The organism is Nocardioides marmorisolisilvae (assembly GCF_031656915.1).
GTDB classification, from domain to species: Bacteria; Actinomycetota; Actinomycetes; order Propionibacteriales; family Nocardioidaceae; genus Marmoricola; species Marmoricola terrisoli.
This window is the reverse complement of record NZ_CP134227.1, coordinates 2,598,642-2,612,633: the sequence shown is the minus strand read 5'-3', so window position 1 is coordinate 2,612,633 and position 13,992 is coordinate 2,598,642. Positions and strand designations below refer to the sequence as shown.

Annotated in this window: 16 protein-coding genes, 1 tRNA gene and 1 riboswitch; of the genes, 13 read left to right on the top strand and 4 right to left on the bottom strand. The window is 70.2% G+C overall.

Annotated elements, in window-relative coordinates; all coding sequences use genetic code 11:
* The first annotated feature begins 32 nt into the window (after window positions 1–32).
* Both Q9R13_RS12500 and Q9R13_RS12495 read left to right on the top strand, forming a co-directional pair.
* On the top strand, window positions 33–1,631 hold the full coding sequence (locus tag Q9R13_RS12500; RefSeq protein ID WP_310961509.1) for an alpha/beta hydrolase: 1,599 nt from the start codon (window positions 33–35) through the stop codon (window positions 1,629–1,631).
* 159 nt (window positions 1,632–1,790) lie between these two features.
* Window positions 1,791–1,866: transfer RNA gene (locus Q9R13_RS12495), tRNA-Thr, on the top strand.
* Between the two features lie 177 nt (window positions 1,867–2,043).
* Here Q9R13_RS12495 and Q9R13_RS12490 read toward each other — a convergent pair.
* Complete coding sequence (locus Q9R13_RS12490) at window positions 2,044–3,441, bottom strand: cation:dicarboxylate symporter family transporter (protein ID WP_310961508.1); 1,398 nt, start codon at window positions 3,439–3,441, stop codon at window positions 2,044–2,046.
* 105 nt (window positions 3,442–3,546) lie between these two features.
* Here Q9R13_RS12490 and Q9R13_RS12485 point away from each other — a divergent pair, with 105 nt between their 5' ends.
* On the top strand, window positions 3,547–5,121 hold the full coding sequence (locus tag Q9R13_RS12485) for a sensor histidine kinase (RefSeq protein WP_310961507.1): 1,575 nt from the start codon (window positions 3,547–3,549) through the stop codon (window positions 5,119–5,121).
* Window positions 5,118–5,822 (top strand): response regulator, encoded by a 705-nt coding sequence (locus Q9R13_RS12480; protein WP_310961506.1) that lies wholly within the window; start codon window positions 5,118–5,120, stop codon window positions 5,820–5,822. The genes Q9R13_RS12485 and Q9R13_RS12480 overlap by 4 nt, the downstream gene beginning before the upstream one ends.
* Window positions 5,823–5,854: 32 nt before the next feature.
* On the opposite strand, the gene Q9R13_RS12475 is transcribed toward Q9R13_RS12480, so the two are convergent.
* The 3 genes from Q9R13_RS12475 to Q9R13_RS12465 all read right to left on the bottom strand — a co-directional run bounded on the left by Q9R13_RS12475 (window position 5,855) and on the right by Q9R13_RS12465 (window position 7,490).
* Window positions 5,855–6,073, bottom strand: coding sequence for a PLDc N-terminal domain-containing protein (locus Q9R13_RS12475; protein WP_310961505.1), 219 nt, complete (start codon window positions 6,071–6,073; stop codon window positions 5,855–5,857).
* A 27-nt stretch (window positions 6,074–6,100) separates the two neighbouring features.
* On the bottom strand, window positions 6,101–6,634 hold the full coding sequence (locus Q9R13_RS12470) for a type 1 glutamine amidotransferase domain-containing protein (protein ID WP_310961504.1): 534 nt from the start codon (window positions 6,632–6,634) through the stop codon (window positions 6,101–6,103).
* Window positions 6,635–6,803: 169 nt separating this feature from the next.
* On the bottom strand, window positions 6,804–7,490 hold the full coding sequence (locus Q9R13_RS12465) for a hypothetical protein (RefSeq protein WP_310961503.1): 687 nt from the start codon (window positions 7,488–7,490) through the stop codon (window positions 6,804–6,806).
* Between the two features lie 127 nt (window positions 7,491–7,617).
* Between Q9R13_RS12465 and Q9R13_RS12460 the strand changes: the two genes are divergently transcribed.
* The 9 genes from Q9R13_RS12460 (at window position 7,618) to Q9R13_RS12420 (ending at window position 13,990) form a co-directional block, all read left to right on the top strand.
* Window positions 7,618–7,857 (top strand): hypothetical protein, encoded by a 240-nt coding sequence (locus Q9R13_RS12460; protein WP_310961502.1) that lies wholly within the window; start codon window positions 7,618–7,620, stop codon window positions 7,855–7,857.
* Window positions 7,850–8,521: an RNA polymerase sigma factor gene (locus Q9R13_RS12455; protein WP_310961501.1), complete on the top strand. Its 672-nt coding sequence runs from the start codon at window positions 7,850–7,852 to the stop codon at window positions 8,519–8,521. Before Q9R13_RS12460 ends, Q9R13_RS12455 begins: the two co-directional genes overlap by 8 nt.
* On the top strand, window positions 8,521–8,817 hold the full coding sequence (locus Q9R13_RS12450; protein ID WP_310961500.1) for a hypothetical protein: 297 nt from the start codon (window positions 8,521–8,523) through the stop codon (window positions 8,815–8,817). Before Q9R13_RS12455 ends, Q9R13_RS12450 begins: the two co-directional genes overlap by 1 nt.
* 1 nt (window position 8,818) lies before the next feature.
* Window positions 8,819–9,268 carry a hypothetical protein gene (locus Q9R13_RS12445; RefSeq protein WP_310961499.1) on the top strand — a complete coding sequence of 150 codons (450 nt, stop codon included), beginning with the start codon at window positions 8,819–8,821 and terminating at the stop codon, window positions 9,266–9,268.
* Window positions 9,269–9,281: 13 nt separating this feature from the next.
* On the top strand, window positions 9,282–9,677 hold the full coding sequence (locus Q9R13_RS12440) for a hypothetical protein (protein ID WP_310961498.1): 396 nt from the start codon (window positions 9,282–9,284) through the stop codon (window positions 9,675–9,677).
* A 76-nt stretch (window positions 9,678–9,753) separates the two neighbouring features.
* Window positions 9,754–10,560: an SDR family oxidoreductase gene (locus Q9R13_RS12435; protein ID WP_310961497.1), complete on the top strand. Its 807-nt coding sequence runs from the start codon at window positions 9,754–9,756 to the stop codon at window positions 10,558–10,560.
* Window positions 10,557–11,642: an NAD(P)H-dependent amine dehydrogenase family protein gene (locus Q9R13_RS12430; protein ID WP_310961496.1), complete on the top strand. Its 1,086-nt coding sequence runs from the start codon at window positions 10,557–10,559 to the stop codon at window positions 11,640–11,642. Before Q9R13_RS12435 ends, Q9R13_RS12430 begins: the two co-directional genes overlap by 4 nt.
* Window positions 11,639–12,697: an MBL fold metallo-hydrolase gene (locus tag Q9R13_RS12425; protein ID WP_310961495.1), complete on the top strand. Its 1,059-nt coding sequence runs from the start codon at window positions 11,639–11,641 to the stop codon at window positions 12,695–12,697. Before Q9R13_RS12430 ends, Q9R13_RS12425 begins: the two co-directional genes overlap by 4 nt.
* A 123-nt stretch (window positions 12,698–12,820) precedes the next feature.
* Window positions 12,821–12,928: riboswitch (TPP riboswitch) on the top strand.
* Window positions 12,929–13,990 (top strand): thiamine ABC transporter substrate-binding protein, encoded by a 1,062-nt coding sequence (locus Q9R13_RS12420; protein WP_310961494.1) that lies wholly within the window; start codon window positions 12,929–12,931, stop codon window positions 13,988–13,990.
* Window positions 13,991–13,992 lie beyond the last annotated feature (2 nt).

Sequence of the window (13,992 nt, the reverse complement as noted above, 5' to 3'; positions counted from 1 at the left end):
GCTCACTCGCCCGCGGCACCTAGGCTGGCGGCATGTCGCAGCCTTCCCCACAGCCGCCGCGCGGCACACGCAGCGCAGTCCTGACTGGCGTGGTCGTCGGCGCGCTGGTCTTCGTCGTCGGTCTCGGCGGGATCCTCACCTGGCAGGCGAGCAACCACGGCCGCGACAACAGCGCGACGCTGGCGCCGAGTCCGACGGCCCAGGGCCGCCCGCACCGCGGTCCGATGCCCGCGAGCGACCCATCGTTGGCGTCGTTCTACCACCAGAGGCTGCACTGGCGCAGTTGCGGCGCCAACCAGTGCGCGCGGCTGAAGGTGCCCCTCGACTACGCCCACCCCGGGCGTCGCACCCTCGAGCTCGCGGTCCTGCGCGTCCCCGCCGGGGTCCCCTCGCAGAAGGTCGGCGACTTGGTGATCAACAACGGCGGCCCAGGTGGTTCGCCGGTGGACTACGCCCAGGCAGCGCCCACCCAGTTCGGTGCCCGGCTGCTCGATCGGTTCGCGATCGTCGGGATGGACCCGAGGGGGGTCGGCCAGAGCGACCCGTTGGAGTGCGTCGGTACCCATGACCTCGACGAGATGCTTGCCTCGGACCCCGACCCGGATACCGAGAAGGAGCGCAACCGGATGGATGCGCTGATCCACCGGTTCGGCGAAGGGTGCCTCGCCCACGACGCGGGCCTGGCCCGGCACATGTCCACCGTGGAGGTGGCCAAGGACACCGACATCCTTCGGGCTGCCCTGGGCGATCCGAAGCTCGACTACCTCGGGCTGTCCTACGGAACGTTCCTGGGCGCTACCTACGCCAACCTGTTCCCGCACCATGTCGGCCGGATGGTGCTGGACGGCGCGATCGACCCGAAGCTGTCCAACCTGCAGCTCTCCCTTGCCCAGGCACACGGCTTCGAGGTTGCGCTGCGGGCCTACGTGAAGAGCTGCGTCGACCAGGGGGGCTGCATCCTCGGCAACTCCGTCGACCAGGGCACCCGCCGAGTGCGGACCCTTCTCGACCAGATCGAGGCGCACCCGCTGCCCACTGGCACCAGCCGCCCCTTGACCGCGGGGCTGGCGATGATGGGCGTCTGGATGCCGCTCTACGTCAAGTCGTGGTGGCCCGAGCTCACCGTGGGGCTGAAGCAGGCCATCGTCGACCACCGCGGCTCCACGCTGCTCCAGATGGCCGACCTCTACGCGTCCCGGGGGCCGCGCAGCTACACCGACAACTCGATGAACGCGCTGTACGACGTCAACTGCCTGGACCACGACGACTACATCCCGACCTCGCAGGTGCCGCAGTACTTCAAGCGCTTCGAGAAGGTCTCGCCCACCTTCGGCAAGGCCTTCGCCTTCAGCCTGTCCACCTGCGCCGACTGGCCGGTCAAGTCCCACAAGCACACCGTGGCCCTGCACGCGAAGGGTGCCCCACCGATCCTGGTGGTCGGCACGACCCGGGACCCGGCCACTCCGCTGGCGTGGGCAAGGGGGCTCGCCTCCGAGCTCGACTCCGGGGTGCTGGTCACACGCAATGGGGACGGCCACACGGCCTACCACCAGGGGAACCAGTGCATCGACTCCACCGTCGAGGACTTCTTGATCTCCGACAAGGTGCCCCCGAACGGCAAGGCCTGCTGAACTGGAGCGAGCCTGCGAACTGCAGGTTCTCGACTCCTGAAACCTGTGGATCGCAGGGCGGCGGGTCCGGTCGGTTCAGGTCGCGTGCTCCGATTCGGTCCGGCGCCCGGCATCGCCCTATACTCGTCCGGCGTGCCCGGCTGCCAGGTCGGGCACAGCGCCGCCTTAGCTCAGTCGGTAGAGCGATTCACTCGTAATGAATAGGTCGTCGGTTCGATTCCGACAGGCGGCTCCAATCGAAATCTCTGGTGCGGGTCCGGCGATGGCACCGCACGGTGCCGTCGGTAATGAATAGATCGTCGGTTCGATTCCGACAGGCGGCTCCAATCGAAATCTCTGGTGCGGGTCCGGCGATGGTGCACCGCTGCGCGGGCCCGGCACCCTCTGCGCCGGACCCGCGCATGCCGACCACTCAGCCCAGCGCGGGTTGCGGGACCGGCGCAGAGGCGGGGGCCGGAGCCGGAGCGACCACGTGGTCGTCGGGGGCCATGGTCGCCTCGTCGAAGGGATCACCACCACTGAGCACCAGGTCCAGGCGGGCCTTGTCGAGGCTGCCGGTCCAGGACCCGATCACCACGGTGGCGACCGCGTTGCCGGCGAAGTTGGTCAACGCCCGCGCCTCCGACATGAAGCGGTCGATGCCGACGATCAGCCCGACTCCACCGAGCAGGCTCGGAGCGTGCGACGCCAGGCCACCAGCCAGGGTCGCCAGGCCGGCGCCGGTGACGCCCGCGGCACCCTTCGAGGCGATCACCATGAACACCAGCAGCGAGATCTGCGCACCGATGCTGAGCGGGGTGCCCATCGCTGTGGCGATGAAGAGCGAGGCCATCGTCAGGTAGATCGCGGTGCCGTCCAGGTTGAACGAGTAGCCGGCCGGTACGACGACGCCGACCGTGGTGCGCTCGACACCTGCGTGCTCCATCTTGGCGATCAGCCGAGGCAGCGCCGACTCCGACGACGACGTCGACAAGATCAGCAGGAACTCACGAGCCAGGTAGCGCAGCAGTCGGAACACATTGACCCCGGTGGTCAGCCGCAGCACCGCGCCGAGGACGCCGAAGACGAACAATGCGCAGGTGATGTAGAAGCCGAGCATGACGACCGCCAGGCTCTTCAGGGCGTCGATGCCGGTCTCGCCGACCACCGCGGCGATCGCGCCGAACGCCCCGATGGGGGCCGCCCACATGATCATCGCGAGGATCCGGAAGACCAGTCGTTGCAGGTGCTCGACGCCACGCAGCACCGGCTCGCCGGCACGTCCCATCGCTTGGAGGGCGAAGCCGGCCAACAGGGCGACCAGCAGGGTCTGCAGCACCTCGCCGTCGGTGAGCGCCGAGAACAGGCTGGTCGGCACGATGCCGAGCACGAAGTCGGTGGTGCTGCCGGCGTCACCGGCCTGCGCGGCCCCGGCCTTGGCGACCTCGCTGGTCAGGTGCAGGCCCGATCCCGGGTGCAGGACGTTGCCGACGACCAGGCCGATGGCCAGGGCGCCGGTCGACATGACGAGAAAGTAGCCGAGGGCGAGGCCGCCGACCTTGCCGACCGCGGCGGCGCTGCGGACCGACCCGACACCGAGCACGATGGTGCAGAAGATCACCGGCGAGATCATCATCTTGATCAGGCCTACGAAGGCGGTGCCGAGCGGCGCGAGGGCGGTGCCGACGCCGGGTGCGGCCAGCCCGACGATGACGCCGAGGACCACGGCGACGACGACCGCCAGGTAGAGGTGGTGCGAACGGTCGCGTGGAGGCCGCGCCGGCTTGCGGAGCGGCTGTCCGCTCTGGTCGATGATCTGGCCGATGGTCATGGGATCCTCCGGGTGGACTCGGAACAGGTGGTCCGCCCATGCTGCGAGGATCAGTGACGCAGGTCACTGTTCTGTTCGTTGAGTTCGCGAGGAAGGGAGCCGGCCGTGGCGCGACGCTCGAGTCCGATCGCCCGACAGGTGCTGCTGCTCCAGGCCCTCGTCGTCCTCGTGGTCGTGGTCGCGGCCGTGGTGCTGGCGTTCGTCGAAGCCCGCAGCTCGCAGCTGGACAGTGCGCGGCTGCGGTCGGTGGACGTGGCGGAGTCGGTCGCGGACGCACCCACCGTCCTCCGTGCGCTCGGCCGGCCCGACCCGTCCCGCACCATCCAGCCGTACGCCGAGCGGGTACGACGCGACACCGGCACGGACTTCGTGGTGGTGATGGCCCTGGACCGGACCCGCTACTCCCATCCGGACCCGAAGCGGATCGGGCAGCACTTCATCGGCGATCTCGGCGGCGCACCACAAGGGCGGGTGTTCACCGAGGAGCACACCGGCACGCTGGGCCCGTCGATGCGCGCGGTGGTGCCCGTCTTCGACCGGTCACGGGTGGTCGCGCTGGTCTCGGTGGGGATCACGCTCAAGAAGGTCGACCGCGCCCTGCGTGAGCAGGTCATCGGCATCGGCTTGGCCGGACTCGTCGTACTCGGCCTGGGCGCTGGCGGCACCTGGCTGATCGGTCGACGACTGCGGCGACAGACCCATGGCCTCGGCGCCGCCGAGATCACCCGGATGTACGAGTACTACCAATCGGTTCTGCACGCGGTCCGCGAGGGCCTGCTCCTGCTCGACCAGGAAGGACGGGTGGTCCTCGCCAATGACGAGGCCGTCCGGCTGCTGGCGCTTCCGGCCGCTGCGGCCGGCCTGCGCGTCGACGCGCTCGGTCTGCCGGACCGGCTCAGTGCGTCACTGCTCGCGGGCACCGCCGGCCCGGACGAGCTCCACCTGGTGGGCGACTTCGTGCTGGTCGTCAACCAGGCCCGGGCGGACGCAGCCGGGCGCGGTCTCGGCTCGGTCGTCACGCTGCGCGACCACACCGAGCTGCGGGCCGTCTCGGGCGAGCTCGACACGGCCAAGGGCCTCGCCGAGAGCCTCCGGTCGCAGAACCACGAGGCCGCCAACCGATTGCACACGGTGGTGTCGCTGATCGAGATGGGACGGCCCGAGGACGCGCTGGACTTCGCCACCGCCGAGCTGCGCACCGCACAGCTGCTCACCGATCACGTGGTCGGTGCGGTTCAGGAGCCGGTGGTGGCCGCGCTGCTTCTCGGCAAGACCGCTCAGGCGGCCGAGCGTGGCGTCGATCTCGTGCTCGGCCCCGACTCCTCGGTGCGCGGCCTGCCGATCGAAGGGCGCGAGCTGGTCACCCTCCTCGGCAACCTGGTCGATAACGCCCTCGACGCGGTAGCCGAGAGCAGCACCCGTCGGGTCGAGGTGGCGCTCCATGCGACCGACGCCCAGCTCGACGTCCGGGTCGAGGACAGTGGGCCGGGCCTGGCCGAGGACGCGGTGGCCCGGGCCTTCGAGCGGGGCTGGAGCACCAAGAGCGGCGATCCGGCGATGGGTCGGGGGCTCGGCCTCGCCCTGGTCGCGAGGACCGTACGGCGCCACCACGGCAGCGTCGACGTCTCCCGATCTGCCCTCGGCGGCGCGTCGTTCACCGTCAGGATCCCGGCCCGATGACTGCCCAGGGCGCACAGATCAGGGTGCTCGTCGTGGAGGATGAGGCGGTCGCGGCCGAGGCGCACGCGACCTACCTCGGGAGGATCGAGGGCTTCGTTGTTGCTGGTGTCGCCCGCTCCGGTGTCGACGCGATGCGGCTGCTCGGCAACGACCCGGCCATCGACCTGGTGCTGCTCGACATGCACCTTCCCGACGGCCACGGGCTGGACCTGCTCCGCAGCATGCGCGCCGCCGGCCACCTGTGCGACGTCATCGCGGTGACGTCGGCGCGCGACCTCGAGGTGGTGCGGTCGGCGGTCTCGCAGGGCGTGGTGCAGTACCTGCTCAAGCCGTTCACGTTCGGCGGCTTCCGCTCGAAGCTCGAGCAGTACGCCGCCTACCGCGCCCAGCTGGTCGCCAGCGATGCCGAGGTGGTCCAGGACGAGGTCGACCAGCTGCTCGGCATGCTCCGCAACGCCCCCGGCGGGGCGCCGCTGCCGAAGGGCATGAGCGCGGACACCCTGCGGCTGGTCACGCGGGCCGTGCGCGGAGCCGGGTTGCCGAGGTCGGCGAGCGAGATCGGCAAGGCCGTGGGTGCGTCCAGGGTCACCGCGCGCCGCTACCTCGAGCACCTCGCCGAGTCCGGGCTGGTGGAGCGCAGCGTGCGTTACGGCGGCAGCGGTCGTCCCGAGGTCGAGTACGCCTGGCGTTCCGTGGAGTGATGCTGCCCGGCGAGACCGTGCTGTCGTCCGGCTCAGCGGCGACCGAATCCCAGGTAGGCAAGCGGCCCGAACGGCTGCACCACGAACGACAGCACCCAGATCGGCTTCGGTCCGCGCACGCTGGAGCCGTCGCGACGGGAGAGGTCCCGCAGGGCCATCGAGGTTAGGACCAGCTCTGCCGCCCCGCCGGCGATGATCGCCTTGCGGGCGGTGGGGCTCAGGTCGGACCAGCGCTTCTTCGCAGTGCTCATGCGGCGAATCTACGCGCCGCCCCGAACCTAGCCCGCGACGAGCCTGGTGAGCTCGCGGTTGAACGCCGGGATGTCGTCGGGCTTGCGGCTCGTGACCAGGTTGCCGTCCACGACGACCTCCTCGTCGACCCACTCCCCGCCCGCATTGCGTACGTCGGTCTGCAGGCTCGGCCACGACGTCAGCCGCTTGCCCTTCACGCAGTCCGCCTCGACCAGTGACCAGATCGCATGGCAGATCGCCGCGACCGGCTTGCCGGAGTCCATGAATTCGCGGACGAACCCGACCGCGTCCGAGTGCATCCGCAGCTGGTCGCCGTTGGCGACCCCGCCGGGCAGCACCAAGGCGTCGTACGACGAAGCCTGTGCGTCGGACACGGCCTGGTCGACCTCGAAGGTGTCGGCCTTGTCCAGGTGGTTGTAGGCCTGGACCTTGCCCGTCTCGGGGGCTAGCAGCCGCGGCTCCCAGCCCGCCTCCTTGACGGCCTGCCAGGGGCCGGTCAGCTCGGCCTCCTCGATGCCCTCGCTCGCAACCAGGAACGCGATCGTGGGGTTGTCGCTCATGTCCACCTCCATGTCGGGTGCGCCATCCGATGTCCTGGAGGGGTACCCGGTGCATCCCGATCACACGCGGCAACGCGCACCCCTGAGGTCCTCGGGCGAGCAGACGGGGTCCCTGCGGGCCGCCACCGGGGTGGGCGGCAGCGGACCGCAGGGGCATCCGCGCGGGCCGTTACCGGGTGAACCGGTGCGGGAACTGCTTGGCGAGTCCATGGGTGAGCATGTCGGCCATGTTCATCATGTGTGCCTCGGCCCTGCCGTAGTCCCGGATCGACAGGGCGTACTTCCCCTGCAGTTGGTCGGCCGCGTACGCGATGGTCTGCGTGATGTGGGTCTTCATCATTCGCCGCATCGCATGCCGGTGCCAGAACGGGTTGGCCGACGCGAGGAAGTCGGCGATCCGCTTGGCGTTGGCGTACCACGCCGCCACCGCGGTGGAGAGGGCGTCCTGGTCGCCGTCCTTGGCGGCCTCCAGGACAGGAACCGCGTCCTTGATGTGGGTGCGCAGCAGGTGGGTCAGCCGGTGTGCTGCGGCCTTCCCGTAGAACGGCCTGACGGCGTGGCCGATGTCGTTCTGGTTGCGCAGCAGCCGGTTCATCGTGGCCTGCAGGCCCGGGGACTCGGCCGCGAAGGCGGCGACCGTGGCGTAGGTCCACTCCATGTGCTGCTCCCACAACGAGCGCATGGCAGTGCGCAGCGCATCCTCCGAGATGCGGGCGTGGGCGGCAGTCGACACCGCAGCAGCGGACTGGGTGGCGTGCGTGCTGGCGGCTGCGCCGTCGAGCTGGGTCGTGCCGACGGCCACGGCGGCGGCCGCGGCCAGGGCGGCGGCAGTGATGCGCCTCCTGATGGGTGTCATAGCTGGTCCTTCCTCGGTGGCTGTCGCCGCGGGCGCGACGTCAGCAGGTGGAGGTGAGTGACCGCGCGGCGCCCGGGTCTTACCTCGGACGGCGGTAAGACTCGGCGTCGCGCTGACACCAACACACATGGACGTGGATGACGGACGGCGGGGACTCCCCGCACATGCCTCGCCCCAGTGCACCGGCAGCGAGCTGGCCTGGCGCACCGAACGACTGGTCGAGGCCGGCTTCGACCATGCGACGGCACGGCGACTGGCCGTGCAGGCGGGCGTGGACCTGCACGAGGTGCTCACCCTGGTGGACCGGGGTTGCCCACCGGACCTCGCGGCGCGGATCATGACTGGCATGGACCCCGCTCATGGATGAGGCCGAGCAGGTGGCGACCGTCGCCTCGGTGCGCAGCGCCGTCGTCGGGCCGCCCGCGCCGGCGGATTGGCTGGGGTGCCTGAGCGGTTCCGGCCCGGTCCGCGACGACGCGATCCGGCACCTGCACGCCCTGTTGGTCCGGGCTGCACGCCATCAGGTCTCCCGGATGTCCGAGGCCCGCCGCCTCGGGACGGTCACGTGCGAGGGCATCGTCCAGGCGGCGGCCGACGAGGCCACGGTCTCCGTGCTGGCCCGGCTGTCGACCTTCGAGGGCCGCAGCAGGTTCACCACATGGGCCTACAAGTTCGGGATCCTGCACGCCGCGGTCGAGGTCCGTCGTACGGCGTGGCGGGGGCGCGACGTGGCGCTGTCGTCGGTGCCCGAGCCGGTCGCAAGGGACATGTCGCCCGAGGAGTACGTGGGTGCCCGCAGCCTGTCCGCGGCGCTGGCCCGAGCGATGTCGGAGGTGCTCACCCCGCACCAGCGCCGGGTGGCGGTAGCCCTGCTTGTCGAGGGCGTCCCCATCGACGTGCTCGCGGATCGACTGGGCACCAACCGGAACGCTCTCTACAAGACTTTGCACGACGCCCGGAAGCGACTCCGGGTGGAGCTCGCTGCGCAGGGCTACCTGTCCGAGGTGGCCCGACGAGAGGAGGGAAGCTGATGCGACGCCACGTGCCGATCACCGCGGACGCTGCCGAGCGGCTGCTCGCACCGACGGATCCATGGCTGTCCTGTAACGACTGCTTCGACCGGGTCGACCTGGAGCTGGAGGCGATGCTCGGTCGCGACGAGGCGCCCGCCGAGGACTTCAGGACCCATCTCGTCAGCTGCGCAGCCTGCCGCGACGAGACCGCGTCCCTCGCCGCGCTGATCGCGCCCGACTTCGGGCTCGACTCGCAGGCTGCCGTCGAGGTGCTCGACCGTCACCTCGCGGTGCCCGGACGACGGGGCCGCTGAGGTGACCGACATCCTCGCCGAGCGCGCAGCGGGCAGGACCGACTCTGCACCGTCGGAGCCGACGCGAGGCATCGGCGTCCTGCGCACCGTTGCCGCGCTGGGCGCGTTCGGGGAGTCTGCCGCGCACATCCCGGTGATCCAGGAGCACCTCACCGAGGCGCCGTACATCGGCGTGGGCTTCGTGCTGCTCACCGTTGCCGGGCTCTATCTCGGCAACCTGCTGCTCCGCGAGGACAGCACCTGGGTCTGGCTGGCGACCGGGGTGGTGGCCGCCGCCGCCCTCGTGGGCTACGTCACGAGCCGAACCATCGGGCTGCCGCAGATCCACGACGACATCGGCAACTGGGGCGAGCCGCTCGGTGTGGTGGCGGTCGTCAGCGAGGCTTTGATGCTGGTGGCGGTGCTGGCGCGAATGGCGGGGGACCATCCCGGAGGGCTCCGTCGGCAGTGACACGATGTCGGTCGTGCTGCACGTCGACCTCGATACGATCCGGTTGTTCCTGCATGTGCTGGCCGCGACGGTGTGGGTGGGCGGTCAGCTCACCCTCGCCGCCCTCGTCGCGCCACTGCGCGCCGCCGGCGCGGACGTCAAGGTGGCTGCGAACGCATTCAACAAGGTGGCCTGGCCTGCTTTCGGTGTTCTGCTGGTGACAGGCGTGTGGAACGTGATGGCGACCGCTCACCGCGGACCGGCCTTCCAGCACACCCTGCTGGTGAAGTACGCGTTCGTGATCGCCTCGGGCGTGACCGCCTACGCACACATGCGGGCACAGTCGCGGCGCGCGATGGCGGTGTATGGCGCGCTCACCGGGTTCACCGCCCTCGGGGCCCTCTTCGTGGGGATCTGGCTGACCCGTTGAGCCGTCCGGCCGGCGTCGGTCGATGGACCGTCGTGAGTCGGACGACCCCATTACTAGAACCTGTTACATTCCGCAGATGATCCTCGACCTCTTCAGGGTGGACGGCAAGGTCGCCGTCGTCACCGGGGCCGGACGCGGCATCGGTGCCGCGACCGCGGTCGCCCTCGCCCAGGCCGGCGCCGACGTCGTCATCTCCGCCCGGCACTCCACGCAGCTCGCCGAGGTCGCGAAGGAGGTGGAGAAGGCGGGCCGCAGTGCCCACGTGGTCAAGGCCGACCTGAGCGACCTCGATGCTGCAGCCGGGCTCGCCCAGGCCGCGGTCGACGCGTTCGGACGGCTCGACATCGTGGTGAACAACGTCGGCGGGACGATCCCGAACGCACTGATGGACACCGACCCGGCGTACCTCGAGGAGGCGTTCCACTTCAACGTCAGCACGGCGCACGCGTTGACCCGGGCCGCCGTACCCCACCTGCTCGAGGCCGGGGGCGGCTCGATCGTCAACATCAGCTCGGTGGTCGGTCGGGTCGCCGGGCGCGGCTACCTCGCCTACGGGACCGCCAAGGCAGCGCTGGCGCACTACACGCGGCTGGCCGCGATGGACCTCAGCCCGACGATACGGGTCAACGCGATCGCGGTCGGATCGGTGCTGACCAGCGCGCTGGAGTACGTCGCCTCCGACGAGGCGGTGATGGGCGAGATGACCGAGACCACCCCGCTGCGCCGGGTCGGTCACACCGACGACATCGCCGCCGCGGTGCTCTACCTCGCCAGCCCGGCCGGGTCGTTCCTGACCGGCAAGGTGCTCGAGGCCGACGGTGGCCTGCAGGTGCCCAACCTCGACCTGAAGCTCCCCGATCTCACCACCGGGGCCTCGGCATGACCGCGCCGGTCAGGCGGGTGGTCGCCTGGTCGACCGGCACTGTCGGTCGGCACGCCATCGCGGGCATCGATGCGCGTCCGGACCTCGAGCTCGTCGGCGTCTGGGTGTCCACCCCCGAGAAGGTGGGCCAGGACGCCGGTCGGCTGGCGGGCCTGGATCGTGACCTCGGCGTGCTGGCCACCGACGACAAGGAGGCGCTGTTCGCGCTGCAGCCCGACTGCATCGTGCACACCGCGATGGTCGACGACCGGATCTTCGAGGCACTCGACGACCTGATCGAGATGGTCGAGCGCGGCATCAACGTGGTCTCCAGCGGCCCGGTGCTGATGTGCTTCCCCGAGAAGCTCGGCCTCGACGCGTACGTCGATCGCGTCAACTCCGCCGGCGCCGCCACCGGGGCCAGCCTGCACGTGAACGGCATCGACCCCGGCTGGGCCAACGACGTCCTGCCGCTGAGCGCCTCCAGCCTGGCGCAGCGGATCGACGAGATCCGGGTCAGCGAGATCGCCGACTACTCGACGTACTACCAGCCGGTGGTGATGCGGGAGATCTACGGCTTCGGGGAGCCGATGGAGCACGTTGCGATGCTGTGGCAGCCAGGCATCCTGACCACCGCGTGGGGCCCCGTCGTACGACAGCTCGCGGCCGGGCTCGATCTGGAGCTGGATCCCGACCTCGTCGAAGAGGTCGAGCGGGTCCCGGCCGAGCGGGACACGCACACGGTCAGCGTGGACATCGCCGCGGGCACGATGGGCGCGGTGCGGTTCCAGGTGAAGGGCACCGTCGCCGGCGTACCGCGCATCGTCTTGGACCATGTCACCCGGACCGATCCGGCGCAGATGCCGGACTGGCCCCAGCCGAGTGGCGGCGACGGCTGCTACCGCGTGGAGCTCACCGGCGAGCCGATGATGCGCTTCGACTTCAGCCACCACGGCGAGCACGGCGACCACAACGTCAGCGGGATGATCGTCACGGCCATGCGGCTGGTCAACGCCGTGCACGCCGTGTGTGACGCATCTCCCGGCCTGGTTGCGGCCAAGGACCTCCCGTTGATCACCGGACGTGGTTTGGTAGCGAGGTGACGAACACGGAGGACCAGCCCTACCAGTCCACCGGCTCGGGCGCCTGGACCGAGCCCGGGGCGTACGAGGTCGCGCCGGGCGTGCACCGGATCCCGCTGCCGCTGCCGATGGACGCGCTGCGTGCGGTCAACGTCTACGTGATGGAGACGTCGTCCGGGCTCGTGCTCGTCGACGGTGGCTGGGCCGTGCCCGAGTCGCGCACGCTGTTCGAGGAATCCTTGAAGGAGCTCGGCTACACCATCCGCGACATCCGCCGGTTCCTGGTGACCCACCTGCACCGCGACCACTACACCCAGGCGTACGTCGTCGGGCAGGAGGTCGGCGCAGGAGTCAGCCTGGGCATCGGCGACAAGCCGTCGATGGATCTGATGCACGACAAGGACCTGCACCGCGACCCCAACCTCGACCGGCTGCAGCTCGCCGGAGCGCTCGAGCTGGCCCAGGGGTGGCGGTCGATGATGCCCGCCGACCGGCCGCCGATGGACGACTACGGCATGCCCGGGGAGTGGCTCGACCGCGACCTCGTCATCGATCTCGGTGAGCGGCAGCTCGACGCGGTCGCCACGCCGGGTCACACCCAGGGGCACTACGTCTTCGCCGACCACGAGGCCGGGCTGCTCTTCGCAGGTGACCACGTGCTGCCGACGATCACGCCCTCCATCGGGTTCGAGCCCAAGTGGGTCGACCAACCATTGCGGGACTTCCTCGACTCGCTGGCCAAGGTGCGGGCGATGCCCGACCTGACCCTGCTCCCGGCGCACGGCCCGACCGGGATGAGCTCGCACACCCGGATCGACGAGCTGGTGGCGCACCACGACCACCGGCTCGAGCTGTGCCGTGCCGCGGTGGCCGATGGCGCCCGAACGGCGTGGGAGGTCACCGGCGAGCTGCCCTGGACCCGCCGCAATCGCCGACGCGAGGAGCTCGGTCCCTTCGACGCGGTGATGGCCGCCTTCGAGACGCTCGCGCACCTCGAGCTGCTCGCGCTGCAGGGCACCCTCGCCCGCACCGAGTCCGACGGCACCGCACGGTTCTCGCTCCCCGCTCCGGCCTGACGAGTCGCGCAGGCCGGCGTACGGCTGCGTCGTACGACGGGCAGGTGGTCGTGCAGAGTTGAGCCGCCTCGACGGTCCTGGGCTGCAAAGTTGAGCCGCCTCGGCGAGGTATAGGGTTGGTCGACGTAGCGACAGGGGAGCACGCACGGCGTGCTGAGAGTGCGGAAGAGCCCGCAGACCCTTGAACCTGATCCGGCTCACACCGGCGTAGGAAGTCGAAGGAGCACCACGATGCGGTCATCCCGCCCTTTCCATGTCCTCGCAGGTCTGCTCGCGCTGGGGGTGGCCACAACGGGCCTCGCGGGTTGTGGCAGCAGCAGCGGGAGCACCGATAGCCACACGATCGTGGTCGCCACCCACGACTCGTGGGCGATGCCGAAGCAGGTGATCGCCGACTTCGAGAAGCAGAGCGGCTACACCGTCAAGATCGAGGAGCAGGGCGACGCCGGCGAGCTCACCAACAAGCTGGTGCTGACCAAGGACAGCCCGATCGCCGACGCGGTCTACGGCATCGACAACACCTTCGCCAGCCGGGCCGTCGACGCCGGCGTGCTCGACCCGTACACGCCGAAGTCCCTGCCGGCCTCGGCGAAGCGGTACCTGCTGCCCGGCAGCGGCGCCCACGACCTCACCCCGGTGGACTACGGCGACGTGTGTGTCAACGTCGACGACGTGTGGTTCCGTCAGCACCACCTCGCCGAGCCGAGGACGTTGGACGACCTCACGAAGCCGGCATACAAGAACCTGTTCGTGACCCCCGCCGCCACCACGTCCTCCCCCGGGCTGGCGTTCCTGGCGGCCACCATCGCCGCCAAGGGCGACCACTGGCAGTCCTACTGGAAGGCGCTGCTCGCCAACGGCACCAAGATCGACTCCGGCTGGGACCAGGCCTGGAACGCCGACTACACCGCCGGTGGCGGCAAGGGGACCCGGCCGATCGTGCTGTCCTACTCGTCGTCGCCGCCCGACACGATCCCGAAGGGCGCGACCAGGCCGACCACCAGCGCGCTGCTGGACACCTGCTTCCGTCAGGTGGAGTACGCCGGCGTCGTGCGCGGCGCGGACAACCCTCGGGGCGCGCGGGCGTTCGTGGACTTCATGCTGAGCCGGCCGGCGCAGCGCTCGATGCCCGAGAGCATGTATGTCTACCCCGTGGACAAGTCCGTGCCGCTGCCCGCGCAGTGGGCGAAGTGGGCGACTGTCTCGCCGAAGCCGTGGGTGATCTCGCCGAGCGAGATCACCCAGAAGCGGGCCCAGTGGCTGCGGGAGTGGCGCGACCTCGTCAGCGGATGAGC